This is a genomic window from Pantoea sp. EABMAA-21, assembly GCF_030053335.1.
Taxonomy (GTDB): Bacteria; Pseudomonadota; Gammaproteobacteria; order Enterobacterales; family Enterobacteriaceae; genus Pantoea; species Pantoea communis.
In genome coordinates, this window is record NZ_JASGBX010000008.1 from 1 (window position 1) to 20,733 (window position 20,733).

At 54.4% G+C, this 20,733-nt stretch carries 17 protein-coding genes and 4 tRNA genes; 2 read left to right on the forward strand and 19 right to left on the reverse strand.

Features of this window, described 5'->3' with window-relative positions:
• Position 1: 1 nt before the first annotated feature.
• From QMZ65_RS13165 to trxA, 18 genes are all read right to left on the reverse strand, one after another.
• Positions 2 to 75 (reverse strand) — tRNA-Pro (locus tag QMZ65_RS13165).
• A gap of 45 nt (positions 76 to 120) precedes the next feature.
• Positions 121 to 207 (reverse strand) — tRNA-Leu (locus QMZ65_RS13170).
• 15 nt (positions 208 to 222) lie between these two features.
• Positions 223 to 298 (reverse strand) — tRNA-His (locus QMZ65_RS13175).
• Positions 299 to 389: 91 nt separating this feature from the next.
• Positions 390 to 466 (reverse strand) — tRNA-Arg (locus tag QMZ65_RS13180).
• A gap of 158 nt (positions 467 to 624) precedes the next feature.
• Entirely contained in the window at positions 625 to 1,359 is a 735-nt protein-coding gene (wecG, locus tag QMZ65_RS13185) for a lipopolysaccharide N-acetylmannosaminouronosyltransferase (protein WP_283216153.1), read from the reverse strand.
• Between the two features lie 18 nt (positions 1,360 to 1,377).
• The gene (gene wzyE / locus QMZ65_RS13190; RefSeq protein ID WP_283216154.1) at positions 1,378 to 2,721 is read right to left on the reverse strand and encodes an ECA oligosaccharide polymerase; all 1,344 of its coding nucleotides are present in this window, start codon (positions 2,719 to 2,721) and stop codon (positions 1,378 to 1,380) included.
• The gene (gene wecF, locus QMZ65_RS13195; RefSeq protein WP_283216155.1) at positions 2,718 to 3,788 is read right to left on the reverse strand and encodes a TDP-N-acetylfucosamine:lipid II N-acetylfucosaminyltransferase; all 1,071 of its coding nucleotides are present in this window, start codon (positions 3,786 to 3,788) and stop codon (positions 2,718 to 2,720) included. Before wecF ends, wzyE begins: the two co-directional genes overlap by 4 nt.
• Positions 3,785 to 5,038 carry a lipid III flippase WzxE gene (gene wzxE / locus QMZ65_RS13200; protein ID WP_283216156.1) on the reverse strand — a complete coding sequence of 418 codons (1,254 nt, stop codon included), beginning with the start codon at positions 5,036 to 5,038 and terminating at the stop codon, positions 3,785 to 3,787. The genes wecF and wzxE overlap by 4 nt, the downstream gene beginning before the upstream one ends.
• A complete protein-coding gene (gene rffA / locus QMZ65_RS13205) occupies positions 5,038 to 6,168 on the reverse strand; it encodes a dTDP-4-amino-4,6-dideoxygalactose transaminase (RefSeq protein ID WP_283216157.1) in 1,131 nt (376 codons plus the stop codon). Before rffA ends, wzxE begins: the two co-directional genes overlap by 1 nt.
• Positions 6,165 to 6,863, reverse strand: a complete 699-nt coding sequence (gene rffC, locus QMZ65_RS13210) for a dTDP-4-amino-4,6-dideoxy-D-galactose acyltransferase (protein ID WP_034827844.1) — start codon at positions 6,861 to 6,863, stop codon at positions 6,165 to 6,167. Before rffC ends, rffA begins: the two co-directional genes overlap by 4 nt.
• Entirely contained in the window at positions 6,841 to 7,722 is an 882-nt protein-coding gene (gene rfbA / locus QMZ65_RS13215; protein ID WP_097118511.1) for a glucose-1-phosphate thymidylyltransferase RfbA, read from the reverse strand. The genes rffC and rfbA overlap by 23 nt, the downstream gene beginning before the upstream one ends.
• Positions 7,723 to 7,745: 23 nt before the next feature.
• Positions 7,746 to 8,822 (reverse strand): dTDP-glucose 4,6-dehydratase, encoded by a 1,077-nt coding sequence (gene rffG, locus QMZ65_RS13220; protein ID WP_097118510.1) that lies wholly within the window; start codon positions 8,820 to 8,822, stop codon positions 7,746 to 7,748.
• Positions 8,819 to 10,078: a UDP-N-acetyl-D-mannosamine dehydrogenase gene (wecC, locus tag QMZ65_RS13225; protein ID WP_097118509.1), complete on the reverse strand. Its 1,260-nt coding sequence runs from the start codon at positions 10,076 to 10,078 to the stop codon at positions 8,819 to 8,821. The genes rffG and wecC overlap by 4 nt, the downstream gene beginning before the upstream one ends.
• Positions 10,079 to 10,080: 2 nt before the next feature.
• A complete protein-coding gene (gene wecB, locus QMZ65_RS13230; protein WP_034827841.1) occupies positions 10,081 to 11,205 on the reverse strand; it encodes a non-hydrolyzing UDP-N-acetylglucosamine 2-epimerase in 1,125 nt (374 codons plus the stop codon).
• 10 nt (positions 11,206 to 11,215) lie between these two features.
• Complete coding sequence (wzzE, locus tag QMZ65_RS13235) at positions 11,216 to 12,265, reverse strand: ECA polysaccharide chain length modulation protein (protein WP_283216158.1); 1,050 nt, start codon at positions 12,263 to 12,265, stop codon at positions 11,216 to 11,218.
• A gap of 36 nt (positions 12,266 to 12,301) precedes the next feature.
• On the reverse strand, positions 12,302 to 13,378 hold the full coding sequence (gene wecA / locus QMZ65_RS13240; RefSeq protein ID WP_097118545.1) for a UDP-N-acetylglucosamine--undecaprenyl-phosphate N-acetylglucosaminephosphotransferase: 1,077 nt from the start codon (positions 13,376 to 13,378) through the stop codon (positions 12,302 to 12,304).
• Between the two features lie 278 nt (positions 13,379 to 13,656).
• The gene (rho, locus tag QMZ65_RS13245) at positions 13,657 to 14,916 is read right to left on the reverse strand and encodes a transcription termination factor Rho (RefSeq protein ID WP_034827837.1); all 1,260 of its coding nucleotides are present in this window, start codon (positions 14,914 to 14,916) and stop codon (positions 13,657 to 13,659) included.
• Between the two features lie 343 nt (positions 14,917 to 15,259).
• On the reverse strand, positions 15,260 to 15,592 hold the full coding sequence (trxA, locus tag QMZ65_RS13250; RefSeq protein ID WP_003851963.1) for a thioredoxin TrxA: 333 nt from the start codon (positions 15,590 to 15,592) through the stop codon (positions 15,260 to 15,262).
• 116 nt (positions 15,593 to 15,708) lie between these two features.
• On the opposite strand from trxA, the gene rhlB reads away from it, so the two are divergent.
• The gene (gene rhlB / locus QMZ65_RS13255) at positions 15,709 to 17,004 is read left to right on the forward strand and encodes an ATP-dependent RNA helicase RhlB (RefSeq protein ID WP_038643814.1); all 1,296 of its coding nucleotides are present in this window, start codon (positions 15,709 to 15,711) and stop codon (positions 17,002 to 17,004) included.
• 7 nt (positions 17,005 to 17,011) lie between these two features.
• Positions 17,012 to 18,496, forward strand: a complete 1,485-nt coding sequence (gene gppA, locus QMZ65_RS13260) for a guanosine-5'-triphosphate,3'-diphosphate diphosphatase (protein ID WP_097118507.1) — start codon at positions 17,012 to 17,014, stop codon at positions 18,494 to 18,496.
• Positions 18,497 to 18,654: 158 nt separating this feature from the next.
• Here the strand turns inward: gppA and rep are convergent, their stop codons facing one another.
• Positions 18,655 to 20,676, reverse strand: coding sequence for a DNA helicase Rep (rep, locus tag QMZ65_RS13265; protein ID WP_160868691.1), 2,022 nt, complete (start codon positions 20,674 to 20,676; stop codon positions 18,655 to 18,657).
• Positions 20,677 to 20,733 lie beyond the last annotated feature (57 nt).

Sequence of the window (20,733 nt, forward strand, 5' to 3'; positions counted from 1 at the left end):
GTCGGCGAGAGAGGATTCGAACCTCCGACCCACTGGTCCCAAACCAGTTGCGCTACCAAGCTGCGCTACTCGCCGATTTTTTCTGTATCTTATTTCTTCACGCTACCGCGTAATTTTGCCTGGTGCGAAGGGAGGGACTTGAACCCTCACGTCCGTAAGAACACTAACACCTGAAGCTAGCGCGTCTACCAATTCCGCCACCATCGCGTGCCCAGCAAAATTTGGGGTGGCTAATGGGACTCGAACCCACGACAACTGGAATCACAATCCAGGGCTCTACCAACTGAGCTATAGCCACCATAATTCTGGTGCGTAAGCATCTCTGCTTACTATTTTCACTGCATAACGCGGTTAAAACCAACCACCGAAGCTCTTGCGCACAAACTAAATGGCGCGCCCGACAGGATTCGAACCTGAGACCTCTGCCTCCGGAGGGCAGCGCTCTATCCAGCTGAGCTACGGGCGCGTAGCGCCGTTGCGGATGGGCATACTACGGGCTTGACCTCATACTGTCCAGCGCTTTTTTATAAAAAAAACGCGTTTGATTACGCTTTGTGCATTCCGTCGATTATTAATGCAGTTTTGCTGCCTGCACTGATGATATTGCTGAATAAATCGGCGATATCAAAGATCGCCACGCCAATGATAGCGCAAATATTTCAGCAGTTTTAACTGGCGGCGCCAACGCGATGGCTGCCGAATCAAACGATAGAGCCATTCCAGACCTAATTTCTGCCAGATTCGCGGTGCACGCGCAACGTGGCCGGTGAAAACATCGTAGGTGCCGCCCACCCCCATGTAGAGCGCATGCGGCCAGTGCGCGCGGCAATCACGCATCAGCAACTCCTGACGCGGCGAGCCCTGCGCCACCGTGACAATCTGTGCACCGCTGGCCGCAATGCGCGCAAACAACGCTTCACGCTCTGCCGGGGCAAAATAGCCATCCTGACTGCCGACGATGTTCACATTCCACTGACGACGCAGTTTGTCACAGGTTTCACCCAGCACAGCCTGACGACCGCCAATCAGAAACACCGGAATGCCGCTGCGGCCTGCGCGCTCCATCAGGGCTTCCCACAGATCGGCGCCAGCGATGCGACTAACCTGCAACTGCCGATATTTTTTGCGTAAGGAGCGCACAATGCTAATGCCATCCGGATATTTAAATTCCGCTTCAGCAATCAGTGCACGCAGTTGCGCATCTTCTTCCAGCGTCAGCATCTTTTCTGCATTCATCGCCACCAGCGTACCACAGCGCGGTTTGCCATCCGGCAGCAAGAAGTGCAGGAAGCTGTCCATGTCGTTAAAGGCGTGAAGATCGACACCGCGCAGGTTATAGCGCGGCTTATCGGTTTTCATGAATCATTTTCCCAAAGGTTAAGACAGGCTGTGAACCACCGGCTCGCTGCGCGGGCGAATTAAACCCGCGCGCGCTAACAGCCAGTACAGCAATTTAGCCACCGCCATGCAGGCGGCAAAAATAATGCAAAAGAACACCACGCGCGAACCGAAAGCATCCAGCCCTTCACGCGCCAGCACGATCATATTGAAGACCGCGCCGAAGCAGAAGCTCTGCAGAATCGCCCCGCTATAGCGGTTTGAAGCATCACGGCCTTGCAGATAGAGATTATCGAACCCTTTCATCAGCCAGCCGACGGCAATCGCGCCCAGCGGAATAAACCACACGCCGCCCATCACCAGCAGCGAGCCCAGCAGCGTCGGCGAAATCGCCAGTCCTGAATGGTTGTTCAGCACTTCCCAGGTAAAGTAATTGGCGCTGTTGAGCACAATCGATGGACGGCCAGGCCAGAGCCAGCTCGGGATAAAGACATAAAAGTCACGCCAGATCGGTGCTAAGCCCTGGAAATCAATTTTGTCGTAGTTCTGCAACAACAGCGCGAGGTTTTCCCAGGGTGAGAAAGTATCACGTGTTAGATACAGGAAGGTGTAAAACGCCTCGTCGCCCACCACATCGAGGTTATAGCGGCGCAGCGCCAGCCAGAACATACCCGCAATCGCCATCACGCCTGCGCCCACCAGCATCCACAAGGTGATCCAGCCGCGCGTAATGCCGATGAACAGGAACAGGGCGAAGGCGATGATGATATTGGCGCGCGTCCCGCCCACCAGCGCATAGGTCAGTAAACCAAATGCCACCGACACCAGCAAAAACCCCAGCCACTGGCGCTGCGTCGGGTTGAGGAAATAACGAATCAGCATCGCCGGAATAAAGAAGTAGAAGAAGCGTTTGAGCGCTACGCCGGACACTTCGCTGGAGAAAATCTGGTTATACGCAGAGAGTCGGAACAACAGTAACCCGTTGTGCATGAAGAACACCGTTACCGTGCCAATCGCCACCAGCGCCAGTAACAGGCAGGTAAGATGGGTTTCGACTCGGTTCATCTGCAACCAGGGTTTGCGCGGTGCAGCGTTGATCGACCTCAACCGGACTTTATAACTGACGTAATAAATCGCATAAAAACTGGTCGCGGCCAGTAACGCCTGTAACAGGTACTCCGGCGGCACCACTTCAACATTAAAGCGGAATACCAGCACACTGGTGAGGGGGAACCCGAAATAAAAGGTCAGTAAAAAAAGGATGGTGAAGAACAGGTGGAAGTTAAAACGCACCCGTTTAAATTCCCGCCAGGTCAGCGTCAAAATGAAACCTAGCGAGAACAGATAAACCACCAGCAGACCACTAAACTGCATCAGGCTCATGTTCTCTCCCTTTCACTCAGGCTCAACGCGTTGCGCCAGCCAGCCAGATAACCAGGGGCGAAAAAGGCAATCGCGGATTTATCACACTGTGCCAGCTGACGCTGAGCTTCAGCCACACTCGACGCATCCAGTGCATCTTCACTAAAAAGAACCGGCAACCCTTGTTCGCTGAGGTCGCGCCAGAACGGATTTTTTGGGTTCAGCACAAAGGGAATATTGGCCTGAATCAGCAGACATAACGTGCCAATGCCTTGCTGGCGCTCGAACATAAAATAGCCGAGCTGACAGTCGCTGAGCAATTGCAGATAGGTGTCAAAATCTATCTTGTCGCGCAATAAGGTTACCTGACCTTGGGGGAACAGGCGCTGCGCGGCCGTATTGATCTCTTCGATGTACTCATGATTATTTTCCGGGTAGCCCAGCGGGATCAGTATTTTCACCCTATCGCCAAACTGCGCTCGAATCGCCTGCAGGCCTTCAATATGGTTGTTGCTGCGATCGCCTGAGTTACCCAACAGCACGGTGAAATCACCGCTCGTGCTACCGCCCGGCACTGCGGCATCGGGCATGCGTGTTGGGAAATAGAGCAGTGAAGTGGGCACACGCGGATGGCGTTGTTGAAAAAAGTGCAAATCCCCACGCGTTGCGAACACGTGAGCAATGCGACGCTGTGCCTGGCGGCGCAGCAGATAAAACAACTGATACTTCAGGCCACGCCCTTCTTCATACAAATCAGCGCCCCAGATATGCCAGAACGCCTGCTCACGCCGTAATTTACCACTGAGCAAAGCCAGCCAGATTTGCGGATTAAACTGTCCATGAAAGAAGAAGCGTTGCGCACGATCAGCCGCACGGGACATTACCGCCTGTGCAAGTGCGCGCTTGCTGGGATAGCTTTCGATTTGCAGCGCGGTATAGGCTTGCATCGCTTCAGGCGTTGAAGTCACCACCATAAACTGGCGCGGTCCAGCACCCGGCAATTCGGTGCTCATCACCTCATCAAAGAAGCGCAACACCGTATGGTTATGATGTGGGATATCCGATCCCAGCACGTGAAATAAAGTCATTTTTTTCGGCAATAAATCATAAAGGCGCCACAGCAAAGGGCGAAGTAGAGCACGTAAGTCGCCATATAGGCTTGTGCGGCTCCGGCGGTTCCATGTAATGGAATCAGCCAATGTGAGAACGCGGTTAACAGCACAAACTGGCTGATTTCCGTCAAAATATAAAAGCGCAGTGAAGCTTTAGCGATCACCAGATATCCGAAAACATAGGCGCCAACTTTAAAGACGTCACCGCATAACTGCCAGATAAACAGGTCCCGCATCGCGGTAAACTGCGGTGAAAACAGCAGCCAGATGGCAATGTCACGCAGTAACCACACGCAGAAACTCGCAGCCGCCACTGCAGGTAACACAAAACGCAGCGCACGCCCAATTTCACGCGCAATCTGCGGTTTGCTTTCCAGTCGTGCCAGCGTCGGCAGTAACCAGACACTAAAAGTCGCCGTGATAAATTGCAGATAGGCATCGGAAATACTGGTCACACCCTGCCACAGGCCTACCTGCGCCCACCCCTGCTGTTCGGCCAGCAGATTACGCATCATCACCCACGCCACTGGCAGGGTCACGGAGGTGATAAGCGCCATCAGGGTGAATTTTGTCAGATTTCGCGCCAAATCCGGCTGCCAGCTCGGTGTTAACCAGCGCAGTGGCAGCACCTGACGATGACGGCGCAGCATCAGCAGTGCCGGGAACACCAACAGTGCAGGCACTAGCGCTAAGCCGACTAACGCTCCGGCATATCCACCCAGCCACCAGCACAACACATAACCCAGCACGCCCACCAGACTACCGATAATCAGCGCCAGCGCATTGCCGAGCGCATCGCGAAACCCCTTGAGCAAGGCCAGCGTCAGATTGGCCCAAGCAATGCCAAACTGCAGAAAAGCCACGATGCGCACCACGTTGGCATAGTCGTCGTGACCAAATAGCGCATGGCTAATCGGCCCCGCTGCCAGCAAGAACACCAGCGCCACCAGCGTGGAGAAGCCAATCACCATGGTGGATGCCGTACCCGTCACGGCACGCAGTTGCTCAGGTTGCTGCTGAAATTGCGCGATGTAGGTGGTCACGCCGTTGAAAATGCCCGCGCCGGCCAATACACCTAATACGGTAATCATCTGGCGAAAGTTACCGGCCTGGCCAACCCCTTCTGGCCCAAAGCTGACCGCCAGCAGTTTCACCACCAGCAGTCCGGCAATGATTTTTACCAACGTCGATGAGGCCGTCCAGACTGAAGCTTTGGCTAACGACATCAGGCAAAGAAACTCAACAGCGAGCTGATAACGGTGCGCTGATTGTTATCCGACAGGTTATAGAACAGCGGCAGGCGCAGCAGGCGCTCACTCTCTTTGGTGGTGAAGCGGTCATCACCGTGCAAGCGACCAAAACGTTCACCGGCTGGCGAAGAGTGCAAGGGGATGTAGTGGAACACCGTGAGGATTTCCGCCTCTTTCATCCAGTTAATCAGTGCCTGACGGTCGTCGCTGTCGCGCAGTTTGATGTAAAACATGTGCGCATTGTGGCGGCAGTTTTCCGGCACCACCGGCAAGGCAATGCGTCCCGCCGCCGCCAGCGGTTGCAGCGCATCATAATAGCGCTGCCACAGGCGCAAACGCTGCTGGTTAATACGCTCAGCCGCTTCGAGTTGCGCCCACAGGTAGGCAGCTTGCAGATCTGCCATCAAATAGCTCGAACCGATATCGCGCCAGGTGTACTTATCCACCTGACCACGGAAGAACTGGCTACGGTTTGTGCCTTTTTCACGGATGATCTCAGCGCGCTCCACCAGCTTCGCGTCATTAATCAGCGTCGCACCACCTTCGCCACCGGCGGTGTAATTTTTGGTTTCGTGGAAGCTAAAGCAGCCAATATGACCAATAGTGCCCAGCGCACGTCCTTTGTACTGCGACATCACCCCCTGCGCCGCATCTTCAATCACAAACAATTGATGCTTCGCCGCCAGCGCCATGATGCTATCCATCTCGCAGGCCACGCCCGCGTAGTGAACCGGCACGATCGCACGGGTTCTCTCGGTGATCGCCGCTTCAATCAAGGTTTCATCGATATTTAGCGTATCGGGGCGCACATCGACGAACACGATCACGGCACCGCGCAGCACAAAAGCATTGGCAGTAGAGACAAAGGTATAACTCGGCATGATCACTTCATCGCCGGGCTGGATATCGATTAATAGCGCGGCCATTTCCAGTGAGGCGGTGCAGGATGGCGTCAGTAGCACCTTTTTGCTGCCAAAATGCTGCTCCATCCACTGCTGACAGCGGCGGGTAAATCCACCGTCACCGCAGAGTTTGCCGCTGGCCATCGCCGACTGCATATATTCAAGTTCACTGCCCACGACTGGCGGCGCATTAAATGGGATCATGTAGCTGTCCTGTAAAACCAGTAGGCGGTGCTTTCAAGGCGTGCACCGCTGCGTAAATAGAGGCGCATCGCCGTAAGATTGCTAAGCTGGGTCGCGACGCGCAGTCGTTCAAGTTGCCGCACGCGGCCCCAATCCGCTGCCGCCAACAGCAAGCGTTGACCAATGCCCTGCCCTTGCGCTGCGGGCAGCACGGCGAGCAGGCCGATACGCGCATCACCGTTCACTTCACGCATCGAGACATAGCCTTGTAATTGGCCGGATTCGTCGCTGGCCACCAGGCATTGGTGATCAAAGGTGCCGCGTACCGCGTTTTCAATCCACTGTGCATAGAAACGACCGCTGTCATCGGCGTTAAACCAGGGCGCACGAAAACGGCTTTGGCGAAAGGCATGCGATGCCGCCTCACGCAATGCCGGGATCTGTGCTTCACGCGCGATGCGCACGCCAACCTGGCGCTCGGTGCGTTTGATATTGATAGCCAGATCGGCCTCACCTTCCACCAACTGAAAACCGTGCTGGCTTAAGGCATCAATGGCGTCGGTGCGCTCGGCGGGCACTTTGGCCTGCCACAACGTATCTGGCTGTTGCAGCGCGTCGGCAAGGGTGAAGTCGCCATCCAGGTCGATACGCGCGCTGTTCACGCCAAAGAAATCGCTTTCCCACTCAAGGGGGTTAATACTGACGCGGACGGGCATGGAGAACATCCATCAGGTATTGGCCGTAGCCGGTTTTGGTCAACGCTTGCGCCGCCGCCAGCAACTGTTCGTCACTTAGCCAACCGTTGCGCCACGCAATCTCTTCCAGGCAGGCAATTTTAAAGCCCTGACGTTTCTCCACGGTCTGAACAAACATACTCGCTTCAATCAGACTGTCGTGTGTACCGGTATCCAGCCAGGCAAAACCGCGTCCCAGCAACTCGACAGAGAGTTCACCCTGCTCAAGATACATTTGGTTAATCGCGGTGATTTCCAGCTCGCCCCGTGCAGAAGGCTGCACCTGTTTGGCAAACTCCACCACGCGATTGTCGTAGAAGTAGAGGCCGGTTACCGCCCAACGTGATTTAGGTTGCTGCGGCTTCTCCTCAATGGAAAGCGCATTGAAGTCGTCATCAAACTCCACCACACCAAACCGCTCGGGATCCATCACCTGATAGGCAAACACCGTCGCACCGCTACTGCGCGCAGCCACTTTTTTCAGTTTCGGACTGAAGCCCTGGCCAAAATAGAGGTTGTCGCCCAGCACCAGACAGCAGCTGTCATTGCCAATGAAGGACTCACCAATGATAAACGCCTGCGCCAAACCATCAGGGCTGGGTTGCTCAGCATACTCTAGCTGCAGGCCGAACTCGCTGCCATCACCGAGCAAACGCTCGAAGTGCGCGCGATCTTCCGGCGTGGTGATAATCAGGACCTCGCGGATCCCCGCCAGCATCAGCACCGACAGCGGATAGTAAATCATCGGCTTGTCGTAAACTGGCAGTAGCTGCTTTGAGATAGCGCGAGTAATAGGGTGCAAACGCGTGCCCGAACCGCCCGCCAGGATGATACCTTTCATCGTTGCTGCTCCTGTATTGCGCCTCAGCGCGGCGTGGTTAAACCCAACCGCTCACCACGATAGCTACCGTTGAGAATCGCCTGCCACCATTGTGGGTTTGCCAAATACCACTGCACGGTTTTGCGAATTCCACTTTCGAAGGTTTCCTGCGGCATCCAGCCTAATTCACGCGCAATTTTGCTGGCATCAATGGCGTAACGCAGATCGTGACCGGGACGATCGGTGACAAAAGTGATCAGATCTCGATAGCGCGTCAGATGCGTGGCGCGCTGCTGCGGTGCCAGTTCGTCCAGCAGATCGCACAGGGTTTCCACCACCTCAATATTACGGCGTTCGTTGTGACCACCAATATTATAGGTTTCACCCACTTTGCCGCTGCTCACCACACTGTAGAGTGCTCGCGCATGATCCTCTACATACAGCCAATCGCGAATCTGGCTGCCGTTGCCATATACCGGCAAAGGCTTACCCGCCAACGCATTGATGATAGTCAGTGGAATCAATTTTTCAGGAAAGTGATAAGGGCCATAATTGTTCGAACAGTTGGTGACGATGATCGGCAAGCCGTAAGTGCGTAACCAGGCGCGAACCAAATGATCGCTGCTGGCTTTCGTCGCTGAATAAGGGCTGCTGGGCGCATACGGCGTGGTTTCGGTAAAGAAATCATCGCTGCCATGCAAATCGCCAAACACTTCGTCAGTGGAAATGTGATGGAAGATAAAGCCTTTTTTACGCTCATCCGCCATACCATTCCAGTAATGGCGTGCGGCTTCCAGTAACTGATAGGTGCCCACGATATTGGTTTCGATGAAGGCAATCGGGCCATCAATCGAGCGATCCACATGGCTTTCTGCGGCCAGATGCATAATGCAATCCGGTTGATATTGGGCCATGACACGATCCAGTTCGGCTCGGTCGCAAATATCCACCTGCTCAAAGGCATAGCGCGCATCATTCTGTATTGAAGCCAGAGAGGCTAAATTGCCTGCGTAGCTGAGTTTATCCACCACCACCACCTGATGGTCGGTTTGCTCAATCAGAAATCGCACCAGTGCGGACCCAATAAAGCCTGCGCCACCTGTCACCAGGAACTGTTTCATCGCCAGACACCTTTGGTATCGATAATCCACTGCTGCGTGATCTCGCTGGCATCGATAGCGCGGAACTGCGCGTGATCAACCAGCATCACGATGATATCTGCTTGCTGCAATGCATCCTGGGTGGAAACCAGAGCCGCTTCATGGGCCAGTCGCGCAGGAATGTCTGCCACATGCGGTTCTACCACCAGCGTGCTGCCGCTGTGCCACTCGGCAATCAGGTGCGCCACTGTCATTGCCGGGCTCTCGCGCAAATCATCAATGTTCGGTTTAAACGCCAGGCCGAAGCAGGCAATCGTCACCTCAGAAGCACGTTTGCCGCTGGCAGTCAGGCAATCCGCCAACTGCTGTTTGACCTGATCTAACACCCACGTCGGTTTCGCATCATTCACTTCACGCGCGGTACGAATCAGACGCGCCAGTTCCGGATTTTGCGCCACGATAAACCAGGGATCGACAGCGATACAGTGGCCACCAACACCTGGTCCGGGCTGCAGAATGTTGACGCGTGGATGGCGGTTCGCCAGCGCAATCAACTCCCACACGTTGATCTTCTGTTCCGCACAAATCAGCGATAGCTCATTGGCAAACGCAATATTCACATCGCGGAAGCTGTTCTCCGTGAGTTTGCACATCTCGGCAGTACGCGCGTTGGTTTCCACACATTCGCCGCGCAGGAAGATGCGATACAGTTCGCTGGCCCGTGCTGAGCACGCAGGCGTCATGCCGCCAATCACACGGTCATTTTCCAGCAGCTCTACCATCACTTTGCCGGGCAGCACGCGCTCCGGGCAGTAAGCGATAAACACGTCACAGTTATCACCGTGCTGCGGGAAACGCAGGTCAGGACGTGCCTCCGCCAGCCAGGCGGCCATCTGTTCGGTCGCGCCAACCGGTGAGGTCGATTCGAGGATCACCAAATCACCCGTTTTCAGCACCGGTGCAATCGACAACGCGGCTGCCTGTACATAGCTCAGGTCCGGCTGATGATCGCCGATAAACGGCGTAGGTACGGCGATTAAGAAGGCATCCGCAGCTTCGGCTTGCGTGGTAGCTCGCAGAAAACCTGCCTGCACGGCTTCACGCACCACGTCACCTAACTCCGGCTCGACAATGTGAATGTCGCCGCGATTAATGGTCTCGACCGCGCGGACATTGATATCCACGCCGATCACTTTTTTTCCCTTTGAGGCAAAAACGGCCGCCGTTGGCAGCCCAATGTAGCCCAGTCCGATAACGGAAATGGTTTCAAAACGCATAATTATACTCTGTGTTGTTTCAGTGCCTGCAGGATGCGCGAGCAGGCTTGTCCATCGCCATACGGATTGTGCGCGCGACTCATCCTCTGCCAGGCTTCCTCGTCCTGCAGCAGCAGGCTGACTTCTTCGACAATCCGGTTGATATCGGTACCGACCAGTTTTACTGTGCCCGCATCCACCGCTTCCGGACGCTCAGTCGTATCACGCATGACCAGAACAGGTTTGCCCAACGATGGCGCTTCTTCCTGAATACCACCGGAATCGGTGAGGATCAGCCAGGAACGGTTCATCAGCCAGACAAAAGGTAGATACTCCTGTGGCTCAATCAAAATGATATTGTCGATACCACTCAGGATACGATTTACCGGCTCGCTGACGTTGGGATTGAGGTGCACCGGATAGACGATTTGCGCCTGCGGATGCTGACGTGCAATCTGCGCCAGCGCGCTGCAAATGCGTTCAAAACCGCCGCCAAAGCTTTCACGACGATGGCCGGTGACCAGAATCAGTTTTTTATCCGCATCAAGGAACGGATAACGTGCTGCAAGACGTGCATTCAGATCGCCATCATCCAGCACCCGATCGCGCACCCATAGCAGCGCATCAATCACCGTATTGCCGGTAACAACGATACAGTCATCCGGCAAATTTTCACGCAGCAGATTCTGCCGCGAACTCTCGGTTGGGGTGAAATGGTAGCTCGCCAGATGACCGGTTAAGGTGCGGTTAGCCTCTTCCGGCCAGGGCGACATCAGGTTGCCGGTGCGCAATCCTGCTTCGACGTGCCCCACCGGAATCTGATGATAAAAAGCGGCTAAGCTAGCAGCAAAAGTGGTGGTGGTATCACCGTGCACCAGCACCACATCGGGCTGAAAATCGGCGAGCACCGTTTTCATCCCCTGCAAAATGCGGCTGGTGATCTCCGTCAGCCCCTGTTCCGGGCGCATGATATTGAGATCGTAATCGGGCTGCAGCTTGAACAGCCGCAGCACCTGATCGAGCATTTCACGATGCTGCGCGGTCACGCACAAGCGCGATTCAAACGCCGGGTCCTGCGCCAGTGCCTGCACCAGCGGGGCCATTTTTATCGCCTCAGGACGCGTGCCAAATACGGTCAGAACTTTCACGTGGCTTCTCTTAATGGCTCGTTGGTGACGTCGGACGAGGACGGCGCACCAGCGCCACACCTGCACCCACCAGCGCGCCAATGACGCCCCACATGATCATCATAAACATTCGGCGCGGACTGTCGCGCGACACCGGCTCTTCAGGCGTGCGCAGATAGCGGTAAGTCTGGAAGGGCTTATCCAACTGCGCGCCTGCCTGCAACGTGCCCAGCATCGCTCTGTTCTGATCATAGCTCAAATCGTAAGCGGGCCCGCTGGCTTGCAATGTATCGAGCTGAGCCTGCAGCATTTGCTGCCCGAGCAGGAAGCGATCGCTGTCAGGCAGCGCTTCGCCAATAGCCGGTGCACGGTTTTCTTTGATGCCCTGCTGACTAGCGACCTTTAAGGCCTGTTCAATACGTTGACGCTGGCGATCAAACACCGCCTGTGCCACTTCCTGCTGGCGATGAACCTGTGCCTGCAGCTGCGCGCTGCGCGCCTGCCATGCACCCTTCAACTCCGCATTCAAATGGCGCGCCGCGCGTTCGCTGGCATAGGCGATATATTGACGCAGCAGGTTATTTGCATCGCCGGCGGTTTCAGCAATCAGCTTAATGTTATCCAGCGTGTTATGCGCCGTATCCGCAGGCGTGAACTGAATATTAGTAATCAAATCATCCAGCAGCGCGGCATCGTTGTGCGCGTTGCCACTTTTGCGACTTTTGAAGTAATCGGTCTGCTGCCAGAAATCACGGCGCGTGTCCCAGGAGGCCAACTGCATAGTGAACTCCTGATAGACCTCATCCATCACCGTTGGGGCGGGCGTGTTGAGATTGAGCGTGTTGTTACGCACATCGAGATTATTGAGGAATTGCTGCTGCACGAAGAAGTCACCCAGCATGTTAACCGTTGGACGATCGGTAACGGCGGTAGTGCTCCAGGCTTGTTTCATCAGCAACGAGGCGAGCCATGCCAATAAGGCAAACAGCAGCGCAAAGCCGATGATCCAGCGCTTGCCGCGCCACAGCGTGCAGCCAAGGCCGCGCACATCCAGTTCGTTCTCCACAACGACAGAGGTCATAACAAAAGTCCTTATCGGGGTACTAATCGGGGTAATTTATTTTTTATCTTCGCCACTGCTTTGCCAGCGGCGTTTAATACGACGGATTTTGCGCGCCACACGCCAGGCATGTTTAAGGCAATAGCCGTAAAGGAAAAAGGCCATCAGGAACAGCACCAGCATCACCCACTCGGGGATGAAGGCAAGGTATTCGCCCAGCACACCAATACCGGCCAACAGCGCTGCAGCCACGGTAATCAGCACAAAGGCCTGACGCGAAGTGAAACCGGCACGCATGATCAAATGGTGAATGTGCTGGCGGTCAGCTGAAAACGGACTCATCCCCTTACGCAGGCGGCGATACATAATTGCCACCATGTCCATCAGCGGAATGGCGATCAGCCACAGTGCCGTGACCGGCGTAATCGGATGGCTCAAACCCTGGGTGGTTTCCAGCAGGATCCAGATAATGGTGAAGCCAATCATGGTGCTGCCTGCATCGCCCATAAACACTTTATAGCGGCGGCCAATCAGACCCAGATTGAGCAAAATATAGGGGATGGTGGCGGCGATCATGGCGAAACACCACATCGCAAGACTGGTTTGCCCGTCGAAAAAGAGGATGATGCCCATGGCGGCAAAGGTCACACTGGCCAGCCCACCCAGTAAGCCATCAATGCCATCCACCATGTTAAAGGCGTTAATGGCCGCCCAAACGGCGAACAGTGTAAGTACATAGCCAAATGGTCCAACAACCAATTCCACCGGACCAATGATAAATCCGAGGCTCAGCAGATACAGTTTTGAGCCGACCATCATCACGATGGCCACCGCCGCTTGTACTAATGCGCGGATTTTAACGCTGATATCGAACCGATCGTCCAGTGCACCCACCAGCACCAGCACCCCTGCGCAACTTAAATAGAGTGCCGCATGGGGTAAATAATAATCTGAAATAGAGAAAGCAAAGCAAATCCCCGCATAAACGGAGATCCCACCCACTAACGGAATGGCGCCATGGTGTCGTTTTCTTGAATTAGGTGTGTCTACCAGCCCAATTTTTTTAGCGGCTTTACGGGCAAAAAATAGGAACACTAAAGTAAACAGAAAAACAAAACCAAGCTCAGTACTCATAGTGAGTAAATTCACGTTAACGCTCTCAGCTAAAATCATCGACAACAATAAGCAAGATTCTTGCCATTGCCGTATATCCTTTGTCCGAATTCTGCCTGAGAAAAGTCTGATTGCAGAAAAAACCAGCACCTTTCTGGCACAATCATTATATTTCTTCCTGACTGGGCTAATCCTAATGCCCATAAATGAAAAACGCCACGTTAAGACGTGGCGTTAGCAATAAATCCTGGCAAATTGTGCGACCGAATCGCTTCGCTTAGCGATCCAATATCGCCAACTTACGAACGCTTCATCATATCGAAGAATTCGTCGTTGGTTTTGGTCATCGCCAGCTTATTGATGAGGAACTCCATCGCGTCAATTTCACCCATTGGATGGATGATTTTGCGCAGGATCCACATTTTCTGCAGCTCTTCCTGCGTGGTGAGGAGTTCTTCTTTACGGGTACCGGAGCGGTTGTAATCAATCGCCGGGAAGACACGTTTTTCAGCAATTTTACGCGACAGGTGCAGTTCCATGTTACCTGTACCTTTAAATTCTTCGTAAATCACTTCGTCCATCTTCGAACCGGTATCAACCAGCGCAGTCGCGATGATGGTCAGGCTGCCGCCCTCTTCCACGTTACGTGCTGCACCGAAGAAACGCTTCGGACGATGCAGGGCGTTGGCGTCCACACCACCGGTCAACACTTTACCGGAAGCCGGTACCACGGTGTTGTAAGCACGCGCCAGACGGGTGATGGAGTCAAGCAGGATAATAACGTCTTTCTTGTGCTCGACCAGGCGCTTAGCCTTCTCGATCACCATCTCAGCGACCTGAACGTGGCGTGAAGCCGGTTCGTCGAAGGTGGATGCGATGACTTCGCCTTTCACCAGACGCTGCATCTCGGTCACTTCTTCCGGACGCTCGTCAATCAGCAGCACCATCAGCACGCAATCCGGATAGTTGTACGCAATGCTCTGTGCGATGTTCTGCAGCAGCATGGTTTTACCGGCTTTCGGTGGAGCCACGATCAGACCACGCTGACCGCGACCGATCGGCGATGCCAGATCCAGTACGCGAGCGGTCAAATCTTCGGTTGAGCCATTACCGCGCTCCATACGCAGACGATTGTTTGCGTGCAGTGGCGTGAGGTTTTCGAACAGAATCTTATTACGCGCGTTTTCCGGCTTGTCGTAGTTAACTTCGTTAACTTTCAACAGCGCAAAGTAACGTTCACCCTCTTTTGGCGGGCGAATTTTACCAGAAATGGTGTCACCAGTGCGGAGGTTGAAGCGGCGGATTTGGCTGGGAGAAACGTAGATATCATCGGGACCGGCGAGGTAGGAGCTGTCTCCAGAGCGGAGGAAACCAAATCCGTCCTGCAATATCTCCAGCACACCATCACCAAAGATGTCTTCGCCACTTTTCGCATGCTGTTTAAGGATAGAGAAAATAATATCCTGTTTACGCATACGTGCCTGGTTTTCCAGACCCATATTTTCGCCGAGGGTAATCAGCTCAGAAACCGGCGTGTTCTTTAATTCGGTAAGATTCATAGTGAGGGTTCTTAAACTCGGGGTAATTCTCGAAATGATTGTCGTGGGTGGTATGGCAAAAATTCCATGCCGTTAATGGCTCTTTTTCAACTCTGCTCGACGATTATCGTCTGATGTGGCGATAGGAAACGAAGAGATGGTCGAAAGGTGATGCCGAATGTGCTAGTCATCAGATTGCCAAACCACGATAACGTTCAATGCGAGCAGGGTCTGACAAGGGAAAACTTTAGATGCAAACTACAAGGTAAGTGCGTAATGCAGTGAGGTCAACTTAACACGCCTGAAGGGAGACGTCCAGCAGTGGCGAAAAAATTCACCACTGCGGAACAACACCGCGCCGGGCTTAGGCCAGGTTAGCGTTCAGGAACTCTTTCAGCTGGCCTTTAGACAAGGCGCCTACTTTGGTCGCAGCCACTTCACCGTTCTTGAACAGCAGCAGTGTCGGGATACCACGAATGCCATATTTAGGCGCAGTGCCCGGGTTGTCATCAATGTTCAACTTGGCGATGGTAAGCTTACCGTCGTACTCTTCTGCGACTTCGTCGAGAATTGGGGCGATCATTTTGCAAGGACCACACCATTCAGCCCAGAAATCTACCAGAGTGACACCGTCGGCTTTCAGCACGTCAGTGTCGAAACTGTCATCGGTCAAGTGAACGATTTTATCGCTGCTCATGTTTAACTCCAAAGATTGTGCCTGGCGAATTGGCGTAAAATATACCAACGTAGGTTGACTTTATTTCATCGGATACGCTTTCGTAAAGCGCTAGTAAGCTGATATTCTACCACACTATGAGCAAAACACACTTAACTGAACAGAAGTTTTCCGACTTCGCCCTGCACCCACAGGTGGTTGAAGCCCTTGATACCAAAGGCTTTTCTAACTGCACGCCTATTCAGGCGTTGGCACTGCCTTTTGCGCTTTCAGGGCGTGATGTTGCGGGTCAGGCGCAAACCGGTACCGGCAAAACGATGGCGTTCCTGACGTCAACGTTTCATCATCTTCTTTCTCATCCAGCCGCTGAAGGCCGCCAGATTAATCAGCCACGTGCGCTGATCATGGCCCCGACGCGTGAACTTGCTGTGCAGATCCATGCCGATGCAGAGCCACTGTCGAAAGTCACGGGTCTGAAACTGGGTCTGGCTTATGGCGGTGACGGCTACGACAAACAGCTGAAAGTGTTGGCCGATGGCGTCGATATCCTGGTGGGCACCACCGGTCGCCTCATCGACTATGCGAAACAAAATCACATCAACCTCGGCGCCATTCAGGTCGTGGTTCTGGATGAAGCCGATCGCATGTTCGATCTTGGCTTTATTAAAGATATCCGTTGGTTGTTCCGCCGCATGCCGCCGGCCACCCAGCGTCTGAGCATGTTGTTCTCGGCGACCCTCTCTTACCGCGTACGTGAACTGGCGTTCGAACATATGAACAACGCTGAATACGTGGAAGTGGAACCGGAGCAGAAAACCGGCCACCGCATCAAAGAAGAACTTTTCTACCCTTCGAATGAAGAGAAGATGCGTCTGCTGCAAACCTTGATCGAAGAAGAGTGGCCCGACCGCGCCATCATCTTCGCCAACACCAAACACCGCTGTGAAGATATCTGGGGCCATCTGGCCGCGGACGGTCACCGTGTAGGTCTGCTGACGGGCGATGTGGCACAGAAAAAACGTCTGCGTATTCTGGATGACTTCACCAAAGGTGATGTGGATATTCTGGTCGCGACTGACGTTGCGGCGCGAGGTCTGCACATTCCTGCAGTGACCCACGTGTTCAACTACGATCTGCCTGACGACCGTGAAGACTACGTGCATCGCATCGGTCGTACCGGCCGCGCGGGTGCCAGCGGACACTCCATCAGCCTGGCGTGCGAAGAGTACGCACTGAACCTGCCAGCGATTGAAGAGTACATTGGTCACGGTATTCCGGTGAGTAAGTACAGCAGTGAAGCACTGATGAGTGAGCTGCCTCCGCCGAAACGTCTGCAGCGCAGCCGTTCTGGAAACGGCCCACGCCGTGGCGGGAACAACAGCAACCGTCGTAGCGGCGCGCCGCGCAATAACAACCGTAAACGTTCGAGTTAAGCACACCATGCTGAGCGCATCGTCACTTTATGCTGCGATTGATTTAGGCTCTAACAGCTTTCATATGTTGGTGGTGCGCGAAGTGTCCGGCAGTATTCAGACCATTGCGCGTATAAAGCGTAAGGTACGTCTGGCTGCCGGTCTGGACAAAGCCAATCACCTCTCCGCCGAGGCGATGCAGCGTGGCTGGCAATGTCTGAAACTCTTCTCTGAACAGCTGCAAGATATTCCCCCCGAGCAAATCCGCGTAGTCGCCACGGCTACGCTGCGTATTGCTGAAAATGCCCAGGACTTCCTGACTCACGCCGAAGAAATTCTTGGCTGCCCGGTGAATGTCATCAGCGGCGAGGAAGAAGCACGCCTGATTTATCAAGGTGTTGCCCACACTACCGGAGGCTCCGATCAGCGCCTGGTGGTGGATATCGGCGGCGGCAGCACCGAGCTGGTCACCGGCGAGGGTTCGCACGCGACCACGTTGTTTAGTTTGTCGATGGGCTGCGTCACCTGGCTGGAACGCTACTTTGGCGATCGTCACCTGGCGAAAGAGAATTTCGAGCAGGCTGAATTAGCGGCCCGTGACATGATTCGTCCGGTCGCGGCGGCACTGCGCGAAAAAGGCTGGCAGATCTGCGTCGGTGCTTCTGGCACCGTGCAGGCACTGCAGGAAATTATGGTTGCGCAGGGTATGGATGAACGCATCACCCTGAGCAAGCTGCAGCAGCTAAAACAGCGTGCGATTCAGTGCGGCAAGCTGGAAGAGCTGGAAATCGAAGGATTGACACTCGAGCGCGCGCTGGTATTCCCCAGCGGCCTGTCGATTCTGATCGCTATCTTCCATGAACTAAGCATCGACAGCATGACGCTGGCCGGTGGCGCACTGCGTGAGGGGTTGGTGTACGGCATGCTGCATCTGCCGATTGACCGCGACATTCGTAGCCGCACGTTGCAAAACGTCCAGCGCCGCTTCTCTATTGATGTGGAGCAGGCAAGCCGCGTGCGTCAGCTGGCTGAAAGCTTTTTCCGCCAGGTGAGCACTGTCTGGAAGCTGGATAACCGATGTCGCGATCTGCTGCTGAGCGCCTGTTCAATTCACGAAATAGGCCTGAGCGTCGATTTCCGCCAGGCACCCCAGCACGCCGCTTACCTGATTCGCCATCTCGATCTTCCTGGTTTTACGCCCGCACAGAAAAAAATGCTCGCCTGCCTGCTGCAGAATCAGAGTGGCAGTATCGATCTCGCTTTACTGACGCAGCAGAACGCTGTGCCACCACGTATGGCGGAACGCTTAAGCCGTTTACTGCGTCTGGCGATTATTTTCTCCAGCCGTCGTCGCGATGACACGCTGCCTGCGGTTCGTTTACAGGCGGATGATGATGCGCTGCACCTGACACTCCCTGCTGGCTGGCTGGATGCGCATCCGCTGCGTGCCGAGTTGCTGGAACAAGAGAGTCATTACCAGTCTTATGTGCACTGGTTGCTGACTATCTCTTAATCAAACCTGCTGCGCTTGCTGATGCTGCGTTGAAAAGCTCCCGTCAAATGCTCATTGACGGCATGTGAACTCCGCTTTGCCGGGAACTTTTCGTCTTGCCTCCGCTACGCTCGCAACGGTTATCGCTACAGGCCTGGCCTGAACGAACGGCGGGGGATTTACCCCTTCTTCGCATTCTCCAGCATCGCACGTAAGCCCGCGACGCGCGTCTGCCCGGTTTTCACCCGCTCCTCGGCGCTGATCACCTTTTTCTCGCGCTCCCACACCACATCATCCTGCGGCAACTCCATCAGGAAGCGGCTCGGTTCCGGACGCACCAGTTCGCCATACTGACGACGTTCACGGCACAGGGTAAAGGTCAGCTCTTTTTGCGCGCGGGTAATGCCCACATAGGCCAGACGGCGTTCCTCTTCGATGTTGTTCTCATCAATGCTGCTCTGATGCGGTAACAACCCCTCTTCCATACCGACCAGATAAACATACGGGAACTCCAACCCTTTGGAGGCGTGCAAGGTCATCAATTGCACCTGATCGCTCTCCTCATCGCTCTCGCCGCGTTCCATCATGTCGCGCAGCGTAAAGCGCGTCACCACCTGCGCCAACGTCATCGGCTCATTGAGTTCGTCACCTTCCAGCATCTCGGTCATCCACTGGAACAGCGTGTTGACGTTTTTCATGCGCATTTCGGCGGCTTTGGGGCTTGGCGAGGTCTCAAACAACCAGCTTTCATAATCGACACCGCGAATCAGATCGCGTACCGCATTCACCGGTTCGCGTTCCGTCAGCTGGATAATCTCATTCAGCCATTGAGTAAAACGCTGCAGATGCTCCAGTCCGCGCCCGCTCAGCGTCTGTTCCAGCCCCATATCGAAGCTGGCATTGAACAGACTTTTATTGCGTAAGTTGGCCCATTCACCCAGCTTCTGCAGCGTGGCAGGCCCAATCTCACGGCGCGGCGTGTTAACGATACGCAGGAAAGCACTGTCGTCTTCCTGATTGGTCAGTACGCGCAGATAGGCCAGCAAATCTTTGATTTCCGGGCGCGAGAAAAACGAGGTGCCACCAGAGATGCGATAAGGAATACGGTTCTGCATCAGCTGCTTTTCAAAGACACGTGACTGATGGTTGCCGCGATAGAGAATTGCATAATCTTTATAGGCGGTTTTATTAACGAAGTGATGAGCAATCAACTCACCGGCGACCCTTTCGGCCTCATGATCTTCATTGTTGGCACTCAGCACCTTCAGCTCGCTGCCCTCACCCAGCTCGGAGAACAGGCGCTTCTCAAACACATGCGGATTATTGGCAATCAGGATGTTAGCTGACTTCAAAATGCGCTGGGTTGAGCGATAGTTCTGCTCCAGTTTCACCACTTCCAGCGTCGGAAAGTCCTCTTTCAGCAACACCAGGTTTTGCGGTCGTGCGCCACGCCAGGAGTAAATTGACTGGTCATCATCACCGACCACGGTGAAACGCGCCCGCGCGCCCACCAGCAGTTTCACCAGCTCATACTGGCTGGTGTTGGTATCCTGATACTCATCAACTAATAAATAGCGAATACGCTGCTGCCAGCGCTCGCGCACTTCCTGATTGCGTTGCAGCAACAGCGTCGGCAGCGCAATCAAATCGTCGAAATCCAGTACGTTGCAGGATTTCAGATGCTGGTCGTACAGCTGATAGCAGTGGGCAAAAATCTGGTCGCGCTGGGATTTGGCCAGGCCAGCCGCACCCTGCGGATCGACCAGATCATTCTTCCAGTTGGAAATGGTGGAGATCAGCTGCTGCAACAGCGTTTTGTCTTCCTCCAGCCACTGTTTAGTAAGGTCTTTCAACAGCGCCAGCTGATCTTGATCGTCGAATAGCGAGAAGCTCGCTTTCATGCCCAACGCTTTGTATTCACGTTTGATGATCTCGAGTCCCAACGTATGGAAGGTGGAGATCATCAGGCCGCGCGCCTCTTTGCGCCCGAGGGTTTGCGCGACACGCTCCTTCATCTCACGCGAGGCTTTATTGGTGAAGGTGACGGCCGCGATATGGCGCGCCTGATAGCCACACTCGCGGATCAGGTGGGCGATTTTATTGGTGATGACGCGGGTCTTACCCGAGCCTGCACCGGCCAGCACCAGGCAGGGACCGGTGACAAATTCGACAGCACGTTGTTGGCCGGGGTTTAAACGCATAACGGAATATCACTCAACTAATGAAAAGGAGATCCCCTGACGATTTCGCATGGCAGG

Excerpts from the sequence above, each read along its gene's own strand:
- wecG (WP_283216153.1), bottom strand. The coding sequence starts at position 1,359 with ATGAAAACCGATAAGCCGCGCTATAACCTGCGCGGTGTCGATCTTCAC.
- wzyE (WP_283216154.1), bottom strand. The coding sequence starts at position 2,721 with ATGAGCCTGATGCAGTTTAGTGGTCTGCTGGTGGTTTATCTGTTCTCG.
- wecF (WP_283216155.1), bottom strand. The coding sequence starts at position 3,788 with ATGACTTTATTTCACGTGCTGGGATCGGATATCCCACATCATAACCAT.
- wzxE (WP_283216156.1), bottom strand. The coding sequence starts at position 5,038 with ATGTCGTTAGCCAAAGCTTCAGTCTGGACGGCCTCATCGACGTTGGTA.
- rffA (WP_283216157.1), bottom strand. The coding sequence starts at position 6,168 with ATGATCCCATTTAATGCGCCGCCAGTCGTGGGCAGTGAACTTGAATAT.
- rffC (WP_034827844.1), bottom strand. The coding sequence starts at position 6,863 with ATGCCCGTCCGCGTCAGTATTAACCCCCTTGAGTGGGAAAGCGATTTC.
- rfbA (WP_097118511.1), bottom strand. The coding sequence starts at position 7,722 with ATGAAAGGTATCATCCTGGCGGGCGGTTCGGGCACGCGTTTGCACCCT.
- rffG (WP_097118510.1), bottom strand. The coding sequence starts at position 8,822 with ATGAAACAGTTCCTGGTGACAGGTGGCGCAGGCTTTATTGGGTCCGCA.
- wecC (WP_097118509.1), bottom strand. The coding sequence starts at position 10,078 with ATGCGTTTTGAAACCATTTCCGTTATCGGACTGGGCTACATTGGGCTG.
- wzzE (WP_283216158.1), bottom strand. The coding sequence starts at position 12,265 with ATGACCTCTGTCGTTGTGGAGAACGAACTGGATGTGCGCGGCCTTGGC.
- wecA (WP_097118545.1), bottom strand. The coding sequence starts at position 13,378 with ATGAGTACTGAGCTTGGTTTTGTTTTTCTGTTTACTTTAGTGTTCCTA.
- rho (WP_034827837.1), bottom strand. The coding sequence starts at position 14,916 with ATGAATCTTACCGAATTAAAGAACACGCCGGTTTCTGAGCTGATTACC.
- trxA (WP_003851963.1), bottom strand. The coding sequence starts at position 15,592 with ATGAGCAGCGATAAAATCGTTCACTTGACCGATGACAGTTTCGACACT.
- rhlB (WP_038643814.1), top strand. The coding sequence starts at position 15,709 with ATGAGCAAAACACACTTAACTGAACAGAAGTTTTCCGACTTCGCCCTG.
- gppA (WP_097118507.1), top strand. The coding sequence starts at position 17,012 with ATGCTGAGCGCATCGTCACTTTATGCTGCGATTGATTTAGGCTCTAAC.
- rep (WP_160868691.1), bottom strand. The coding sequence starts at position 20,676 with ATGCGTTTAAACCCCGGCCAACAACGTGCTGTCGAATTTGTCACCGGT.